The following is a 17,915-nucleotide window of genomic DNA, read 5'->3' as shown; positions in this document are numbered from 1 at the left end:
GCCGCTGCGCGCGTGCCGCTTACTGGATCGCGTCGGGCTTCACGACGATCCAGTTGCGATCGGCCGTCACCGGCAGGCCGAGCGCCTTCTGCTTCGCGGCCGATTCGTCGGACCATGCGCGGATCTGCGCCATCTGCTTGTCCTTCTTGTCGACCCAGACGCGCACGCCGCCGCGCGCGACGTCGGTCGCGTTCAGCAGCATGTAGCCGTCGGACGCGGGCGTGTCGCCCGCGACGAGCACCGGCTTCTTCCACTGGTCGATCCAGCCGACGATCGAACCGAGCTTGCCCTCGTACCACGTCATCGGGTTCATCAGGAACGGCGTGATCACGAGATTGCGGTTCGCGGCTTCGTCGTACTTGCCGGCCTTGATCTGCAGCCGCGACGTCGTGAGCGCGCCGGTCGCCGGATTGCGCAGCAGCGTCGTCACGCCGATCACGTTCTCGGGCTTCACGTTGTAGCCGTACTTCGGGTCGGACAGCACGAGCCGCGCCAGCTCTTCGTGCGCGGCCGTCATGACGTACACCTCGATGCCGTTCTCGCGCAGCGCGTTGTAGAGCTCCTGCATCCCGCGGAAGAAGCGCGGCGGGTTCGCCGTACCGTCGACGACCTTGTCGCCCTGCCAGTAGCGGATCGGGATCGGCTTGCCGTCGGCGAGCATCGCGTCGATGTGGCGCTTCAGGTCGGCGAGCGACAGCCCCGCGAACGCCTGCGCAATCCACGGGTAGCAAACGAGATCGTCGATCTCGCAGAGCCGGTAGTAGTAGCTCGTCAGCGATTCCTTGTAGTCGGCGGAATCCTTGAACGGAATCAGCTTCAGCGACGCGTCGAGCGTGTCGCGCGTCAGCACGCCGCGATGCTCGAGGTACGGCAACAGCGACTCCTCGAGGTCGTAGCGGTACGTCGTGTTGTCGGCATCGAACACCGCGTAGTCGCCGCGATGCGCGTGCGCGGCGATCATCGCGTTCAGCGCCTTCGCGCTGTCGGCCGGCCAGTGTGCGAGATCGGCCGCATGCGCGAACGTCATGCAGAGCGATGCGGCAAGCGCGGTCAGAAGTCGTGAATACAGCTTCGGCATGGCGTCGCTCCTTTTCTTGACATTGTGATGACGGATCGATGACAAGCGGCAGCATCGCGCGATTGACGCGCGCGCATGCAGTGCGGAAACGACGGGAAGTTGTCCGCGCGCGCCACGGCGGCGCGGCGGGGACGACGCGGCAGCGCCGCGCCGGAGGCGGAGCGCCCGCATGCGCGGGCGCGGCTGCATCAGCGATACGCGTTGATCGCGTCGCGCGTCTTCTGCGCGGCGAGCGCCGCGGCTTCGGCGAAATCGTCGCCGCTGCTCGCGTAGAGGATCGCGCGCGACGAGTTGATCATCATGCCCGTACCGTCGGCCGTACGGCCCGCGTTCACCGTCGCCTGGACGTCGCCGCCCTGCGCGCCGATGCCGGGAATCAGCAGCGGCATGTCGCCGACGATCCCGCGCACGATCTCGATCTCCTTCGGGAACGTCGCGCCGACGACGAGGCCGAGCTGGCCGCTCTTCGCGTTCCACCGGTTCGCCGCGAGATCGGCGACGACCTGGTACAGCGGCCGGCCGTTGGTGTCGAGGAACTGCAGGTCGGAGCCGCCCGGATTCGACGTACGACACAGCACGATCACGCCCTTGCCCTCGTGTTCGAAATACGGCTCGACCGAATCGAAGCCCATGTACGGGTTCACGGTCACGGCGTCCGCGCGGTAGCGCTCGAACGCCTCGCGCGCGTACTGCTCGGCCGTGCTGCCGATGTCGCCGCGCTTCGCGTCGAGGATCACGGGCAGGCCGGGATGCTGCAGATGGATGTGCGCGATCAGGCGCTCGAGCTGATCCTCCGCGCGATGCGCGGCGAAATACGCGATCTGCGGCTTGAATGCGCTCGCGTACGGCGCGGTCGCATCGACGATCTGCCGGCAGAATTCGAAGATCGCGTCGGGCTGGCCGTCGAACTGCGCGGGAAAGCGCGACGGCTCGGGATCGAGGCCGACGCACAGCAGCGAATTCGTGCGTTGCCACGCGGCGCGCAGCGAATCGAGGAAAGTAAGCGGGGAAGACATGGGCGGATACTCGCGGCAAACCGTTGGTAGACCGCGTATTTTACCCGCGTCGCCGACCACCCTCGCGCGCGACGGCGCCGGTGCGCGCGTCGCTGCGTGCGACGCTGAACGCGAAGCGCCGCGTCAGCCGCTCGCCGGGCGCGAGCAACGTCATCCCGTGCGCCGCCGCGCCGCCCGGCAGGTTCACCGCATTGATCGGATGATCGACCGGCTCGAAGCAGAAGAAATCCGCGCCGGGCGGCGTATAGAGCACATACGCGTCGGCATCGGCCGCGACCGTCAGCGTGATGCCGCGACGCGGCCAGCTCACCGTCGCATGGCCGCCCCAGCCCGTGAACGCGTGATTGACGAGCGTCGCCGGCAGCGGATAAGCGACGCCGAACTGCCACGCAGGCGGCACGCTCACGTGGCGCACCGGCAGAAAATCCGCGCCGGACAGCCACAGGCCGCCCGCCGCGGCCGCCAGTTCGGTCGCGTCGTCGCGCACGATGAACGGATGCACGCCGAGCCCGAACGGCAGCCGCGTGCGGCCCGCGTTCTCGATCGTCAGCGCGATCGTCAGCGTCGCATCGTCGAGCTCGAACGACTGGACCGCGCGGAACGCGTACGGCGCACCGCTGCGGCGGTCGAGCGTCAGCCGCAGCGACGTGTCGGTCGCATCGTCGACCTGCCAGCACGAGAGCCAGCCGTCGCCGTGAATCGGCAGCGGCTCGTCGAGCCGGTTGCGCGGCACCGCGATGCTGCGTCCGTCGCATTCGAAGCGCGCGCCGCCGATCCGGTTCGAGTACGGCAGCAGCGAATAGCAGGCGAGCTCGTTCGGGTCCGTCGCGGTTTCCGGCTGCGCGCAGCGGCGAAACACCGGCACGAGCGCGCCGTCGTCGCGCCGCCAGTCGAAGCGCGCGATGCCGCCGCCGAGATGCGGCAGCACGTCGACCCGCAGCGCCGCATTCGACAGCGTGACGGCCGCCGCATGCGCGGCGCCGACGCCGCGCGCGAACACGGCGGTCTGCGGCCCGGCGCTGACCGGCTGCGCGGCGGCCGCAAGGCGCGCGCGGCGCGACTGGCTGGTGGACGACGATGCGCGCGAGGACGTGGCGGTCATGATCAGCTCCTTTCGTTCGTCGATGAAACGATGCGCTCGATGGGCGGCCGCTACGCGGGCCGCGCGACGGTCAGGCCCACCCGCCGTCGACGATCACGTCCTGCGCGGTGATCATCCGGCTGTCGTCGGCCGCGAGGAACAGCGCCATGCGCGCGAGATCGGCCGGCAGCAACTCCGCCTCGAGGCACTGGCCGGCCTTGATTGCGGCGCGGCCCGCGTCGTCGAGCCAGAGCCGGCGCTGCTTGTCGGTCATCACCCAGCCGGGCACCAGCGAATTCACGCGAATCCCGAACGGGCCGAGATCGCGCGCGAGCCCGCGCGTGAGGCCCTGCACGGCCGCCTTCGCCATCACGTACACCGGATAGCCGCCGTTCTTCAGCATCCAGCTGATCGAGCCGAGGTTGATGATCGCACCGCCGCCGAGCCGTTTCATGTCGTCGATCACGGCCTGCGCAGCGAAGAACTGGTGCCGCAGGTTCACCGCGATGCCGGCGTCGAACGACGCGGGCGTCACGTCGGCGATCGCATGCCGCACATCGTTCGCCGCATTGTTCACGAGCACCGCGATCGCGCCGATCTGCGTACGGATCGTGTCGATCGCGCGACGCAGCGCCTCGATGTCGGTCAGGTCGCACGGCAGGAACAGCGGCGCGTGGCGTGCGCCGCCGAGACGATCGGCGAGCGCGCGACCCGCGTCCGCATCGAGGTCGACGAACGCGACGCGCGCGCCCTGCTGCGCGAAGTGCTCGACGAACGACGCGCCGATGCCGGTCGCACCGCCGGTGATCAGCACCGCGCGATCGACGAGGCTCGGATAGTGCGCATAGTTCGCATGCGCGTCGCGCGCGGAAGAATCGGTGGTCATGCAGCGTCTCCGTGTAGGCGGTTCAGTCGCGTGCGCCGCGGTTCTTCAGCTGGTCGAGCAGCACGGCCGCGAGCAGGATCGCGCCGCGCACCAGGTACTGATAGAACGCGTCGATGTTCAGCAGGTTCATCACGTTCTCGACGGTGCCCATGATCAGCACGCCGATCACGACGCCCGAGATCGTCGCGCGGCCGCCCATCAGCGACACGCCGCCGAGCACGCACGCCGAAATCACGTTCAGCTCGAAGCCCTGCGCGGCGTTCGGCTGGCCCGACGTGATCCGCGATGCGAGGATCACGCCCGCGAGCGCGGTCACCGCACCCTGGATCAGGAAGATGTAGACGCGCGTGCGTTCGACGTTGATCCCGGCGAGCCGCGACGCTTCCGGATTGCCGCCGATCGCGAGCGTGTTGCGGCCGTACACGGTCTGGTTCAGCAGCACGCCGAACACGATGAAGCACAGCAGCGTGACCCAGATCGGCAGCGATACGCCGAACAGCGTGAGGCCGCCGAGCGCGATGAAGGTATCCGACGACACGCCGACCGCCTGCCCCTTCGACACGATGAAGCCGAGCCCGCGCACGATCTCCATCGTCGCGAGCGTCGTGATCAGCGCGTTGATCCGCAGGTAGGCGATCACCGCGCCGTTGACGAAGCCGATCGCGGCGCCGGCCGCGACCGCCGCGACGATCGCGACGAACGTGTTGTCGGTCGCGTTCAGCACCATCGCGCAGAGCACGCCCGAGAACGCGACGGTCGAGCCGATCGACAAGTCGAAGTCGCGCGACGCGAGACAGAACATCATCGTGCACGCGACCATCCCGATCTGCGAGATCGACAGCGCGAGGCCGAGCATGTTGTCGATCGAGAAGAAGTGATCGACCGTCAGCGACATCGTGACGAACATCACCGCGAAGATCGCGATCAAGCTGTATTCGGTGAGCTGCTGCCACCATTTCTGGCGGTCGCTCTGCTGCGGCACCAGCGCGTCGGCCGACGGCTTCACGGCTGCGCTGGCGAGGTTTTCGTTGACTTGCATGGTTGTGTCTCCTGCTCCTGCATCGCGCGGCCCTGCGCCGCGCGCTATCGATTCGAATCCGGCGCCCGGCGGCGTCACGCGGCCTGCACCGCGCTCGCCTGCGGCAGCGCGAGGCTCAGCACCGCGTGCTCGTTCGCCTGCGCGCGCGGCAGCTCACCCGCGATGCGGCCTTCGCGCATCACGACGATGCGGTCGGACACGCCGAGCACTTCCGGCAGCTCCGACGACACCATCACGATCGCGCAGCCGCGTTCCGCGAGCCGATAGATCACGTCGTAGATCTCGTGCTTCGCGCCGACATCGATGCCGCGCGTCGGCTCGTCGAGGATCACGACCTTCAGGTCGGGCTCGGCGAGCCAGCGCGAGAGGATCGCCTTCTGCTGGTTGCCGCCCGACAGGAAGCGGATCTTCTGCCGGCGGTTCGGCGTCTTGATCTTCAGCCGCTGGATGAAGCGGTCGGCCGTGTCGTTCTCGGTCTTGCGATCGATGAAGAGCCCGGCGCGCAGCGAATGGCGGCGGCAGCTGATGTTGATGTTCTCCGCGACCGACGCCATCGCGATGATCCCTTCTTCCTTGCGGTCTTCCGGGCACAGCACGATCCCGTGACGGATCGCGTCGCCGGTGCGCTTCACGTCGATGCGCTTGCCGTCGAGCGTCAGCGCGCCCGCGCGGCGGCGGTCGGCGCCGTACACGAGCCGCATCAGTTCGCTGCGGCCCGCGCCGACGAGCCCGAAGAAGCCGACGATCTCGCCCGCACGCACCGAGAAGCTCGCCGGCTCGCGCAGCGCGGGGCCCTCGATGCCTTCGACCGAGAACCGCACGTCGCCGAGCGCGCGCGGCGCGTAGTGATAGATGTCCGAGATCTCGCGCCCGACCATCTCGGCGACGAGCCGCTCGCGCGGCACGTCGGCAAGCGATGCGTGCGACGCGATCTTGCGGCCGTCGCGGAAGATCGTGCAGGCGTCGCACAGCCGGTAGATCTCGTCCATGCGGTGCGAGATGTAGATCAGCGCACGGCCCTGCGCGCGCAAGTCGTCGACAAGCTTGAACAGCACTTCGGTCTCGCGGTGCGACAGCGAGCTCGTCGGCTCGTCGAGCGCGATCACGCGCGCGTTGCGCATCAGCGCCTTGCAGATCTCGACCATCTGCCGCTGCGCGATCGACAGCCGACCGAGCTTCGCAGCCGGATCCAGATCGACGCCCATCGCGGCGAGCCGCTCGCGCACGTAGCGCTTCGCGTCGCCCTTTCTCACCCAGCCGAACGCGTTCGGCAGGCGGCCGAGCAGCAGGTTTTCCGCGACCGTCAGGTCGGGCACGTACTGCAGCTCCTGGTGAATCACCGCGATGCCGGCCGCGATCGATGCCGCCGCATTCGGAAAATGCACGGGCCGGCCGTCGACCAGCACGCTGCCCGCATCGGGCTGATATTCGCCGCCGAGAATCTTCAGCAGCGTCGACTTGCCCGCGCCGTTCTCGCCCATCAGGCCGTGCACCTCGCCGGCGTGCACGTCGAACGAGATGCCGTCGAGCGCGCGTACGCCGGGAAATACCTTGCCGATATTGTCAAAACGCAGTGCCGCTGACACGTCGCTTCTCCACTTCCACTTGCATGATCGATGGACCGCGCGCCGCCGCATCGCTGCGACGGCCGCGCGGCGCCCGTTACTTCGATGCGAGTCCCATCTGCTCGCGCACCTTCGTCACGTTGTCGCGCGTCGCGAGCATGCCGGTGGTGAGCGTCAGCGGCGGCGGCGCCTTGCCCTGCGTGATCCACGTGTACATCAGCTCGGAGGTTTCCTCGCCGTGGCGCTTCGGGCTGATGATGACGGTGCCGAAGAAGCCGGTCGGCTGCGGTTTCTTGAACTCGTTCAGCGCGGAGTCGGAGCCGCCGATGCCGATGCCGATCATGTTGTCCGCCTTGAAGCCGCGCCCTTCGGCCGCGCGCACGGCGCCGAGCACGGCCTCGTCGTTCAGGCCGTAGGCGACCCAGTGCTTGAACTGCGGATTTTTCGTGAGCGCGATGTTCGCCGCGTTGAACGCGTTCTCGGTGTCGGTCTTCGCCTGCGGCGCCGCGATCACGTTCGCCTTCGGAAAACCGGCGGCGACAAGCGCATCGGTCGCACCCGTCGTGCGGTCGTGCGCGGTCGGCAGCTGCTCGTACGTGATGTCGATCGCGCCGACGTCCTTCATGTCCCAGCCACGCTTCTTGATCTCGGCCGCGATACCCTCGCCGACCTGCTTGCCGATGTTGTACGCCGAGATCCCCATGTGCGGCACCGCTTCGATCGGCTTGCCCGCGCCGTCGACGAGGCGGTCGTCGACCGTCATCATCTTCAGGTTGTGCGACTTCGCCTTCGCGACGATGCCCGGCCCGAGCTTCACGTCGGGCGTGCAGATGATGAAGCCCTGCGCCTTCTGCGCGGCGAGGTTGTCGATCGCGCTCATCACCTTCTCGCCCGACGGCGCGCCGATCTTCACGAGCGTGAAGCCCTTGTCCTTCGCGGCGATCTCCGCGAACTTCCACTCGTCCTGGAACCAGGGCTCTTCCGGCTGCTTCACGAGAAAGCCGATCTTCACCGGATCGGCCGCGTGCGCGATCGGGCTCCCCATCACCACCGCGGCCGCAGCGGCCAGCGTGACGAACGTTCTGCGTTTCATCTCCAGTGTCTCCTTGTCTTCATCGAACAGGATGCGGCCGCTTGTTGGTGTCGACGCAGCGTGCGCGCGGCCGGCGCACGTGCGGTCTGTCGAATCGTTGCTTCAGTTCAGTCGTGGTACAGCGCCGCGCGCCCGCCGTCGACGGTGATGCACGCGGCATTGATGAACGGCGCCTCGTCGGACGCGAGGAACACCGCGGTCATCGCGACTTCTTCGGGCCGGCCGATCCGCTTCATCGGCTGCAGCGCGAGCGTCTCGGCGCGCGCGGCGGCCGGATCGGGCTGCGCGTCCCACCAGTCGCGCGTGAGCTGCGTCTCGATGTAGCCCGGCGCGATCGCGTTCACGCGCACGTTGCGCGCCGCGTATTCGATGCCGAGCGCGCGCGTGAGGCCAAGCACGCCGTGCTTCGCGACCGGGTACGGAAAACAGCCCGGGATGATCCGGAACGCATGCGTCGACGCGATGTTCACGATGCTGCCGCGCCCGCGCTCGACCATGCCCGGCAGCGCCGCGCGGCAGCCGTGCCAGACCCCGTCGAGATCGACCGCGAAGCAGCGGCGCCAGTCGTCGTCCGACATCGTCAGCGGATCGGCGAACACGTTGATGCCCGCGTTGTTCACGAGCACGTCGAGCGCGCCGAGCGCCGCTTCCGCCTGCGCGAGCGCGTCGCGTACCGAGCCCTGCTGCGTGACGTCCGCATGCAGCGGCAGCACGCGTGCACCCTCGACGTCGCGCGCAATCGCCGCGGCCGTATGCTCGGCCTGCGCGAAATCGACGTCGACGAGCGCGACGCGCGCGCCCTCGCCGGCAAATGCGCGCGCGATTGCCGCGCCGATGCCGCGCGCCGCGCCGGTAACCATCGCGACCTTGCCCGCCAGCCGGTTCATCATGCGGCTCCGTCGCGCGCCGCGCGCAGGCCGGCCTGGAACGCGCGTGCATTGGCGGCCGTCGTATCGGCCGACTGGCCCGGCCGGTAGAGCGCGGAGCCGAGCCCGAAACCGTTCGCGCCGGCCGCGAGGAACGGCTGCATGTTGTCGGGTGCGATCCCGCCGACCGGCACGAGCGGCACCGCGCGATCGATCACCGCGCGCCATGCCTTCACGACCGCCGTGCCGAGCTGCTCGGCCGGAAACATCTTCAGCACGTCGGCGCCGTTGGCGAGCGCCGCGAACGCTTCGGTCGGCGTCGCGACGCCCGGCGCGCAGGCGAGGCCGCGCTCGCGGGCACGGCGTATCACCGCGGTATCCGCATGCGGCATCACGATCAGCGCACCGCCTGCGTCCTGCACGCGGTCCACGTATTCGGCGCGCAGCACGGTGCCCGCGCCGACGATGGCGTCGTCCGGCAACGCGCGGCGCAGCGCGGCGATGCTATCGAACGGCGCCGGCGAATTGAGCGGCACCTCGACGAGCCGGAAGCCGGCGTCGTACAGCGCGCGGCCGTGCTCGACCGCTTCGGCCGGCGTGATGCCGCGCAGGATTGCGATCAGCGGGCACGCGTCGAACGCGCGCATCAGGCCGGCATGCGGCGTGTACGGCGCGGGCAGCGTCAGGTCGGACGACATCGTTACATTCCTCCGCAATCGGTTCGGTTCAGTGGCCGGCGCATACGGGTTCGCCGTCCGTGTGCACGAGCCCCGCGCGCGACGCGATCTGCCACAGCCCGCGCTCGGTCGCGTGCGCGACGACGCGTGCGTGCATGCAGCCGAACACGTGCAGCGCGTCGACGTAGCGCGCGCACAGCCGGTCGTCGCCGATCAGCAGCAGCGGCTGGTTCGCGAGCGTCGCGCCGCGTTCGGCGAGCATCGCGTCGAGCGCGTTCAGCTCATGGCCGATCAACAGCCCGGACAGATAGTCGCCCTGCGCATCGGGCGCGAGACGCTCGGTCAGGCCGAGCGTGCGCGTGCTGAAAATCGTGCCGAGCAGCCCGGTGTGCTGCGCGTCGCGTGCAACCGTCACGCCGCGCTCGAACGCGGCGCGATCCGGCGACGCCGGCGCGCGCATCGTGCGGCCGAGAATCGTGTGGTCGCGCAGCGCGGCAAACAGCTCGCCCGTCATGAAGGTCTGGAATCGCTCGATGAGGCCGCCGTTGACCCACGCCCATTTCGCATGGGTGCCCGGCAACCCGATCAGGAGCCCTGAACGATCGGCATCAAGCGTCGGATCGGCCGCGAGCGCGCCGACGATCTGCGTTTCTTCGCCGCGCATCACGTCGGGCAGCTCGCCCGTCGCGATCACGCCCGGCACGATCGACACGGTCGCGCCGCGCGCGGTCGTCACCGTGACGAGACCCGCGACGAGCGCGTCGGCGCCGGCCGGCACCGCGACGTACGGCGCCTCGCGCCAGCCCTGCGCGCTGCCGACCATGCCGGCCGCGAGCACCGGCACGGCGCCCGCGCGGTCGAGCCAGTCGCCGCACGCATCCTCGAACGCCGCGTCGAATGCGTGCGCACTGCCGCCCGGCACATGCATCACGCCCGCCGCGCGGCTGCGCGTGTCGAGCAACGCGCCGCGCGCATCGTACAGATAGGCGCGCAGCGACGTCGTGCCCCAGTCGAGCGCGATCAGCGACGCTGCGGCGCCGGCGGCATCCGGAACGGTCCGGGTCGGATTCGTCATCGTTTGATCCTGCGGGTACCCTGCGGCGGGCTCCAGCCCAGCTCCGCGGAAATGGCTCGCGCTTCGCGCTGCACGAGCGGAATCAGTTCGTCCATCCGGTCGTGCGGCATGTACGGAATCGTGCTCGCGACCGACACCGCCGCGACGATCGCACCCGACGCGTCGCGGATCGGCGCCGCCACGCAGCGGATCGACGCCTCGTTCTCCTCGAGGTCGAACGTGTAGCCGCCGGCCGCGTAGTGCGCCATCCGCTGCAGGAACGCCGCCGAGTCGGGCCGGTTGTCGGGCTTGAAGCTGACACCGGCGAGCGCGCGCCGCGCGGCCTCGAACAGCGTGCGCCACGTCTCCGGCGCGAGGTCGAGCATCATCGCCTTGCCGATGCCGGTCGAGGCGAGCGGCATCCGGTGGCCGACGCGCGAGCGCATCTCGAGCCCGCGCGTGCCGGGAATCTTGTCGATGTACAGCACGTCGTCGCCGTCGCGCACGCCGAGATGAATCGTGTCGAGCGTCGCTTCGGCAAGCGCCTCGAGATGCGGCCGCGCAACGGCGGTCAGCGGCATCTGCTCGAGTGCGATCGTGCCGAGTTCGATCAGCTTCGGCCCCAGTAGATAGCCGCCCTGCACCTGGCGCAGATAGCGGGCCTGCACGAGGCTGCTGACGAGGCGATGCGTGGTGCTGCGCGTCGTGCCGAGCGCGGCGCCGATCGCGCGCATGTCGCGCGCGCCGTTCGCGATCGCTTCGAGAATCGCGAGGCCGCGCAACAGCGTCTGCGTGCCGGCCTGCTGCGCGGCGAGATCGAGCGGCGTGCTGGTCGCGCCGATGCTGTCGCTGAGCGGCGCATCGTCCGGCGTCGCGCGTCGGGCGTCGAGGGCGAGGGAGTCGGGCATCTTGGTCATGGGACGGGGCTACTTCAACGGGATCGGTGAAACCGCGTCCTGCGCGCCGGGCACGAGCCCGGCCGCGGCAACGCGGCGCGCGAAGCACCGAGGAAAGCGCCCGGCAAACGTCATGGAAGGTGTCTCCGTATGCGTCGGGCGCCGCGCGGTGCGGGTCCGAAGCTGTCGATGTGCTTCGGATTGTAGGAGCGTACGCATCCACCTCCAATATTTGAATGCGCTGCCCAGATAATGAGAAAAACGGTCGATCGGCCGTCGACGTTCGATGCGTGCGGCGCCGATGTGCGCGGGGGCGAAATCCGCGTGCACCGCAGGTTCCGCCCCCGGTTTGCCGCCGCGCGCGTCGCGCACGGTCGCGATCGATCGCCTACTGCTGTCCGCTCTCGCTACGCGTCTGCATGTAGCGCTGCACGTCGCTGAACGACACGCGGCCGCTGCCGCTCGCGTCGATCTGCCGGAAATGGTTCGCGACGTAGCCGAGCCCCGCCGCGCGCGCCTGCGCTTCGGTGATCGAACCGGTGTTCTGCGTGTCGGCCGCGCTGAACTGCCGCGCGAGCTTGCGCACGACCTGCGCGTGCAGCGCCGCGCCGGTCGTCTGCGTGCCGGCGGTCGGGCGGCGCGCGGCCGGCGGCACGTACGGGTCGCCGAGCTGCGCCTGCCGTGCGCGGGCGGGTGCGGCCGCGTCGCTCGCCTGCGCGAACGCGGCCGAGGACAGCGCGACGCCCGCTGCTGCGAGCGCCGCGGCGATGACGATGAGACGTTTTTGCATGTCAGGCTCCAGTCTGGAATGAGGTCGTCGAGGCCGGCCGCATGGCGCGTGCGGGCGCGATTCGTCCGACGCGCGCACCGGCCGCGTGTCGCGTCAGCGCGCGGCCGTGCGGTAGAAGGCCGCCAGATCCGCCTTCTCCTGCGGACGCGACGTATCGTCGAGATAGACCATGTGTCCGCCCTGATAGTCCTTGATCGTCAGGTTCGGTTGCGTGCCGAGCCGCGCGAGGTCGAGCTCGGTCTGGTAGAACGGCGTCGCGATGTCGTGATAGCCGTTCAGCGACAGCACCTTCAACGCCGGATTCAGCGTCAGCGCCGCCGCGAGGTCGGGAATCGTGTCCGGCATCGCAAGGCCGTCGTGGCTCCAGTCCCACGTATTGATCGCGTTGCTGCTGACAGCATAGGCGGTCTTCGCCGTGTACTTCAGCTCGTTCGGCAGATAGCTTGCGATCGTGTCGGTGAACGGCTTCGTGATGTAGGTGCTGGACGGATCGCCGTCGGCGGCGAGCGCGCTCGATATCGGTACGTTCACGCGCGCGTCGTAGCGGCCGATCAGCGTGCCGGGAAGCAGCGACAGCTGGAAGCTGTTGTCGAAGAAGGTCGGCACGACGTTGAAGTCGGCGTTCCACAGCGACGCCTTCACGCCGGTCGCGTTCGTCATCGTCGTCACGAGGCTCGGCAACGGCGGCGTATGGTTCGCGAGATACGCGTTCACGGCGGGCGCGTAGCTGCCGGCCGTCAGCAGGCGCATCTGGTCCGCATACGGCGGCAGGCTCGGTGGATTCGGATTGTCGAGCTGGTAGTACGCGCCGACTGTTCCGTACGACGGCACGAAGCCCGCGCAACTCACCGCGCTCGCGCCGTTGTTCGAGTTGCCGACGTAATCGCTCGCCATGTCGCAGTTCGTGTTGTAGTCGAGGATCGACGACTGCAGCACGATCCCGTCGAGCTTGACGCCGGCCGTCTCCAGCAGGTTCGCGAGCACGTCGGTACGCGGCGTGCCGTACGATTCGCCGAACAGGTATTTCGGCGAATCGTTGCGCTGGTTCACGCTCAGGTAGCGCGTCACGAAATCGCGAAAGGCGCCGGCGTCCTGGTCGACGCCCCAGAACGTCTGGTTCGTGTTCGGCGCGATCGCCTCGGAATAGCCGGTGCCGATCGCGTCGACGAACACGAGATCGGTCGTGTCGAGCAGGCTCTCCGCGTTGTCGACGAACGGAAACGTCGAGGTGTTCGCGTTCGGGTCGCCGGTCTGGATCCGCTTCGGGCCGAACGAGCCGAGATGCAGCCATACCGATGCGGAGCCCGGGCCGCCGTTGTAGAGGAACGTGACCGGCCGTTTCGCGGCGGGCTGGTTGTCGGCCGTGTAGGCGACATAGAAGAACGACGCCTCGGGTGCGCCGCTGCGCGGATCGCGCGCGACGAGATGGCCGGCCGTGGCCGTGTAGCGGATCGTCTGGCCGTTCAGCGTGATCTGATGATGCGTGACGGCGGCCTGCTCGACCGCGGCGGACGCATCGAGCGACGCGTTCGCATTCGACGAATAGCTGTTCGGATCGGCGTAGGGCTTGTCCGCCTGCGCGGCGGACTGCGCTGAATCGCCGGCGCTGGCAACGGACGACGTGACGTCGTCGTTGCAGGCCGTCAGGATCAGCGAAGAAAACACGACTCCCAACCACAGCTTCGCTTGGCTTGCTGGCATCGTTGCCTTCCCTCTCTCGATGTTGTTATGTCGAGCAGCCGGTCGGGCCGCCCCCCACCTCGTTCGCGCGGCGGGTCAGCCGCGGTGCCGGCCAATATACGCGAGCGTGTCAGCATTGAAAAATTTTGAAATATTCGCGCGAGCGGCCGTTGCGGCGCACACCTTACAGACACGCTTCGAATGCCGAAACGTCTGTTTTCGTCCCGCTTTCAGCGGCGCGTGCGCGCGTCGCCGGAGCGGCGAAATCGCGTGCATCGCGTCCGGTACGCGACGATGTACGCGCATGAAGACCTGCATTGCTCAGCAACGCGAAATAGACGGTTTAATCTAGAGAAAGCGGCGTGGAACGAATCGGGCGTGCATTCGCTGCGGCGCACAAACGAGGCATGAATGGAGGACGAGCAACATGAACGGGTGTGCGGCGACGCCACCGTCACGGCGAACGTCTGCTACTCCGATTGCGGCAGTTCGGCCGCGCCCATCCGGCGCGCGATGATCGCCGCGCGCTGCGCCTGATACGCGGAACCGCGATGCGCGTCGAACCAGCGCGGCTTCGGCAGCATGACGGCGAGGCGCGCGGACTGCCACGCGCCGAGGCGGCTCGCCGGGATCCGGTAGTAATAGCGCGCGGCGGCCTCCGCGCCGTACACGCCGCGCCCCCATTCGACCGAGTTCAGATAGATCTCGAAGATCCGCTCCTTGTCGAGCAGCGTTTCGAGCATCCACGTGATGATCAGCTCCTGCCCCTTACGGATATAGCTCTTCTCGCGCGACAGGAACAGGTTGCGCGCGAGCTGCTGCGTGATCGTCGAGCCGCCGGCGACAATCCGGCCGCGCGCCTTGTTCTTCTCCCACGCCTGCAGAATCGCGTCGACGTCGTAGCCGTTGTTGGTCGCGAAGGTAGCGTCCTCGGACGCGATGATCGCGCGCTTCAGGTTGCGCGAGATCTTGTCGTACGGCACCCACTGATGCTGGATCTGCGCGGGCGGCGTGTCGTGCGACAGCCACCACGCGTCGGTACGCATGAACGCGGTCGAACCGGGATTCACGAACGACCACAGTGCGATCTGCACGAAGTAGAACAGTTGCGTCGCGAGCCATGCGGCCGCGAACACCGCGCCCGCGTAAACGATCCAGCGCGTCGGGCTGACCACGCGCGTGCGTTGCGTACCGGTCACCGCTACCACGTGCCGCTCGCGCCGTTCAGTTCGCCGCGAGCGCGCGGCGCAGCGCGGCCAGCACCGGCGCGCCGTCCGGGCGCACGCCGCGCCACACGAAGAACGATTCGGCGGCCTGCTCGACGAGCATGCCGAGCCCATCCGCCGTGCGCGCACCGAGCGACGCCGCGTGCTGCATGAACACGGTCGGCTGCGCGCCGTACATCATGTCGTACGCGAGTGTGCCCGCACCGAACGCGGCCGCGTCGCACTCGGGCAGCGCCGCGTCGAGGCTGCCGGCCGTCGCGTTGACGATCACGTCGTACGGCTGCGCGCGTACTTCGCCGGGCCCGCCGCCCGCGAGCGTGCAGCCCGCGTCGTGCGCGGCCTGCATGAACTGGCTGACCAGCGCTTCGGCCTTGCTCGCCGTGCGGTTCACGATCGTGATCGACAGCGGCGCACGGTCGAGCATTGGCAGCACCACGCCGCGCGCCGCGCCGCCCGCGCCGAGCAGCAGGATGCGCGCGCCCGCGAGCGACACGCCGAGGTTCGACTCGATGTCGCGCACGAGGCCGACGCCGTCCGTGTTGTCGCCGTAGATGCGGCCGTCTGCGTCGAAGCGCAGCGTATTGACCGCGCCGGCCGCCGCCGCACGCGGCGACAGCGTGTCGGCGAGCGCATGCGCGTCGAGCTTGAACGGCACCGTCACGTTCGCGCCGCACCCGCCTTCGGCGATGAAGGCGCGCACGGCCGCCTCGAAGCCGTCGACCGGCGCGAGCCGGTGCGTATAGTCGATCGCCTCGCCCGTCTGCGCGGCGAACTGCGCGTGGATGAACGGCGACTTGCTGTGCGCCACCGGATTGCCGAATACCACGTAGCGGTCGGCACCGCGCGTCGGGGCGGTCGCGCTCACGATGCGCGCTCCTGCTGCGACGCGCCAGCGTCGGCATCGGCGCCCGGCGCTGCGTCGTCCGATTCGGCCAGCGCTTCGGCCTCGGTCTGCGCGGACGCTTCCTGCGCGTCGAGCAGCGTGTCGTCGCCGGCTTCGTCGTCTTCGTCGGCCGCGTCGCCGCTCGTGACGACCGGCGCGTCGAGCACGTGCAGCAGCCGCACCGACGCCTCGATCGTCAGCTCGTCGAGCGCCATTACCTCGAGCAGCACGCGCGTGCCGCGCGCATGGACGCCGAGTGCCGGCACGTGCAGCAGCAGCGGGATTTCCTCGAGGCGCACGAGATCGCCCTTCACGACGGTCGCGACGACCTGCTTCTTCTGCTCCTGCGCGAGCCAGCGCAGGCACCAGAAATACTCCATCCGCCGTTGATGATCCGCGTAGGCCGTGTAGGTATCGTCGAATCCCTGTACGACCGCGTACAGATCGGCGTCCTTCGGCTTGAACGGCGCGGCCAGCTTCGCGGTCACGCCGTGCTGCACGCAGGCGAGCAGCTGCCACTGGTTGACGAGGTCGACGTAGCGGCGCAGCGGCGACGTGCTCCACGCATACTGCGCGACGCCCAGCCCTTCGTGCGGCGCGGCCGTCGTCTGCATCCGCGTGCGCTTCGGACCCGGCGCGCCGAAGCCGCGCTGCGTCCGGTAGATGCCCGGCACCGTGTGGTCGTGCAGGAACGCGCCCCAGGTCGAATTCGCGAGGATCGCGAGCTCCGACACGATCAGGTCGAGCGGCGAGCCGCGGCGGCGCGGCGTGATCGTCACGTGCTCGCCTTCGACGTAGAAGTTGTAGTCGGTATTGCGCTGTACTTCGCGCTTCAGCCCGTAACCCGCGCGCGCGACCTGGCGTTTCTCGAACAGCGCCTGCGCGAGCGGCCACAGCACCGCGATGTCGTCCTTGTGCGGATAGTCGCCGGTGCCGGCCGCGAGCGACTCTTCGGTCACGAGTTCGTCGAGCGTGTTGTGGCGCAGATTGCTCTTCACGAACACGAGCTCGGCGCGCGTCTCGCTCGCGACGATGTCCTGCGTCTCGCGATTGACGATGATGTAGAGCGACAGCGCCGGGCGATAGTCGCCCTCTTTCAGCGTGAAGACGTCGACGACGTCGTCCGGCAGCATCGTGATCTTGTCGCCCGGCATATAGACGGTCGACAGGCGCGCCCGCGCGATCGCGTCGACCGCGTCGCCGCGCACGATGCCGAGCGCCGGCGCCGCGATGTGCACGCCGACCCGCACGCGGCCGTCGGACAGATGCTCGACCGAGAACGCGTCGTCGATTTCGGTCGTCGTGATGTCGTCGATCGAGAACGCCTGCACGTCCGCGCGCGGCAGGTCGTCGGGCAGGCTGCCGACGGTGACGGGCGGAAAGCCGGTGCCGTGCGGGAAGAATTCCGCGAGAAAGCGCGCTTCGTGCAGCGCCCGCGCCGACGCGATCCCGCCGCAATCGAGCATCAGCCGCGCGGGCGACACGCCGCGCGCGCCGGCCGCCGCCTCGAGCGCCTTGTATTCGATCGAGTTCTTGTCGGGGCGCGTCAGCAGGCCGAGCACCTTGCCGGCGAATGCGTCCGGCAGCTTGCCGGCCTTGAGCTCCTCTTCGTACTGGGCCTGAACGAGGGCCTGCTGGCGCTTGCGCTCGAGCGACGCGAGCGCCATCTTCAGCTGCTCTTCGGGCGCGCGCTGATACTGGCCGCGCCCCTTGCGGCGGAAGTAGACGGGCGCGCCGTGCAGCCGCAGCACCAGCGCCGCGCGTTCGACCGGGCCGTACGTCGCACCGAAGTACTCTTCGGCGAGCGCCGTATACGCGAATTCCTCGGCCGGCGCGCATTCCCACAGGAAATCCAGGTCGATCTGCTGCGCGGCCGCATCGGCCTCCTGCATCAGCTCGCTCGCGGCCGGCTTCTCGAATTCGATCAGCACGTCCTTCGCGCGCACTTTCGCGCGCCGCCCGCCGGGCAACTCGACCTGAAACGCGTCGCCCTGGCGCGACAGCACGCTGCCCGCCTTGAAACTGCCCGATTCCTCGAAGAAAACGTTCACTCAGTACTCTCGTTCAGACTGCCGGACGCCGCGC

General features: G+C 68.8%; 16 protein-coding genes. All 16 read right to left on the bottom strand.

What is annotated here, in order from left to right:
- Window positions 1–19: 19 nt before the first annotated feature.
- Window positions 20–1,078, bottom strand: a complete 1,059-nt coding sequence (locus tag NP80_RS15705; RefSeq protein WP_006410844.1) for a hypothetical protein — start codon at window positions 1,076–1,078, stop codon at window positions 20–22.
- 188 nt (window positions 1,079–1,266) lie between these two features.
- Window positions 1,267–2,094 (bottom strand): orotidine-5'-phosphate decarboxylase, encoded by an 828-nt coding sequence (pyrF, locus tag NP80_RS15700; protein WP_006407591.1) that lies wholly within the window; start codon window positions 2,092–2,094, stop codon window positions 1,267–1,269.
- A 40-nt stretch (window positions 2,095–2,134) separates the two neighbouring features.
- Window positions 2,135–3,196 carry an aldose 1-epimerase gene (locus tag NP80_RS15695; protein ID WP_006407592.1) on the bottom strand — a complete coding sequence of 354 codons (1,062 nt, stop codon included), beginning with the start codon at window positions 3,194–3,196 and terminating at the stop codon, window positions 2,135–2,137.
- A gap of 70 nt (window positions 3,197–3,266) precedes the next feature.
- The gene (locus NP80_RS15690; protein WP_006407593.1) at window positions 3,267–4,061 is read right to left on the bottom strand and encodes an SDR family NAD(P)-dependent oxidoreductase; all 795 of its coding nucleotides are present in this window, start codon (window positions 4,059–4,061) and stop codon (window positions 3,267–3,269) included.
- A gap of 22 nt (window positions 4,062–4,083) precedes the next feature.
- The gene (araH, locus tag NP80_RS15685) at window positions 4,084–5,100 is read right to left on the bottom strand and encodes an L-arabinose ABC transporter permease AraH (protein WP_006407594.1); all 1,017 of its coding nucleotides are present in this window, start codon (window positions 5,098–5,100) and stop codon (window positions 4,084–4,086) included.
- Between the two features lie 74 nt (window positions 5,101–5,174).
- On the bottom strand, window positions 5,175–6,686 hold the full coding sequence (gene araG / locus NP80_RS15680; RefSeq protein WP_035945926.1) for an L-arabinose ABC transporter ATP-binding protein AraG: 1,512 nt from the start codon (window positions 6,684–6,686) through the stop codon (window positions 5,175–5,177).
- A gap of 76 nt (window positions 6,687–6,762) precedes the next feature.
- Window positions 6,763–7,758: an arabinose ABC transporter substrate-binding protein gene (locus NP80_RS15675; protein WP_006407596.1), complete on the bottom strand. Its 996-nt coding sequence runs from the start codon at window positions 7,756–7,758 to the stop codon at window positions 6,763–6,765.
- A gap of 107 nt (window positions 7,759–7,865) precedes the next feature.
- The gene (locus tag NP80_RS15670) at window positions 7,866–8,645 is read right to left on the bottom strand and encodes an SDR family oxidoreductase (protein ID WP_035489637.1); all 780 of its coding nucleotides are present in this window, start codon (window positions 8,643–8,645) and stop codon (window positions 7,866–7,868) included.
- Window positions 8,645–9,322 (bottom strand): 2-dehydro-3-deoxy-6-phosphogalactonate aldolase, encoded by a 678-nt coding sequence (locus tag NP80_RS15665; RefSeq protein ID WP_006407598.1) that lies wholly within the window; start codon window positions 9,320–9,322, stop codon window positions 8,645–8,647. The genes NP80_RS15670 and NP80_RS15665 overlap by 1 nt, the downstream gene beginning before the upstream one ends.
- Before the next feature lie 28 nt (window positions 9,323–9,350).
- The gene (locus tag NP80_RS15660) at window positions 9,351–10,376 is read right to left on the bottom strand and encodes a 2-dehydro-3-deoxygalactonokinase (RefSeq protein ID WP_006407599.1); all 1,026 of its coding nucleotides are present in this window, start codon (window positions 10,374–10,376) and stop codon (window positions 9,351–9,353) included.
- Window positions 10,373–11,272: an IclR family transcriptional regulator gene (locus NP80_RS15655; protein ID WP_006400380.1), complete on the bottom strand. Its 900-nt coding sequence runs from the start codon at window positions 11,270–11,272 to the stop codon at window positions 10,373–10,375. The genes NP80_RS15660 and NP80_RS15655 overlap by 4 nt, the downstream gene beginning before the upstream one ends.
- A gap of 367 nt (window positions 11,273–11,639) precedes the next feature.
- On the bottom strand, window positions 11,640–12,041 hold the full coding sequence (locus tag NP80_RS15650) for an EF-hand domain-containing protein (protein ID WP_006407602.1): 402 nt from the start codon (window positions 12,039–12,041) through the stop codon (window positions 11,640–11,642).
- Between the two features lie 93 nt (window positions 12,042–12,134).
- Complete coding sequence (locus NP80_RS15645) at window positions 12,135–13,742, bottom strand: S10 family peptidase (RefSeq protein WP_006407603.1); 1,608 nt, start codon at window positions 13,740–13,742, stop codon at window positions 12,135–12,137.
- A 449-nt stretch (window positions 13,743–14,191) separates the two neighbouring features.
- Entirely contained in the window at window positions 14,192–14,929 is a 738-nt protein-coding gene (gene mtgA / locus NP80_RS15640) for a monofunctional biosynthetic peptidoglycan transglycosylase (protein ID WP_035489629.1), read from the bottom strand.
- A gap of 16 nt (window positions 14,930–14,945) precedes the next feature.
- On the bottom strand, window positions 14,946–15,812 hold the full coding sequence (gene aroE, locus NP80_RS15635) for a shikimate dehydrogenase (RefSeq protein ID WP_006407606.1): 867 nt from the start codon (window positions 15,810–15,812) through the stop codon (window positions 14,946–14,948).
- Complete coding sequence (locus NP80_RS15630) at window positions 15,809–17,881, bottom strand: ribonuclease catalytic domain-containing protein (protein WP_006400388.1); 2,073 nt, start codon at window positions 17,879–17,881, stop codon at window positions 15,809–15,811. Before NP80_RS15630 ends, aroE begins: the two co-directional genes overlap by 4 nt.
- Window positions 17,882–17,915: the final 34 nt, after the last annotated feature.

Origin of the sequence: Burkholderia multivorans ATCC BAA-247, assembly GCF_000959525.1 — a bacterium.
GTDB classification, from domain to species: domain Bacteria; phylum Pseudomonadota; class Gammaproteobacteria; order Burkholderiales; family Burkholderiaceae; genus Burkholderia; species Burkholderia multivorans.
This window is presented reverse-complemented; position numbering and strand designations above follow the sequence as displayed.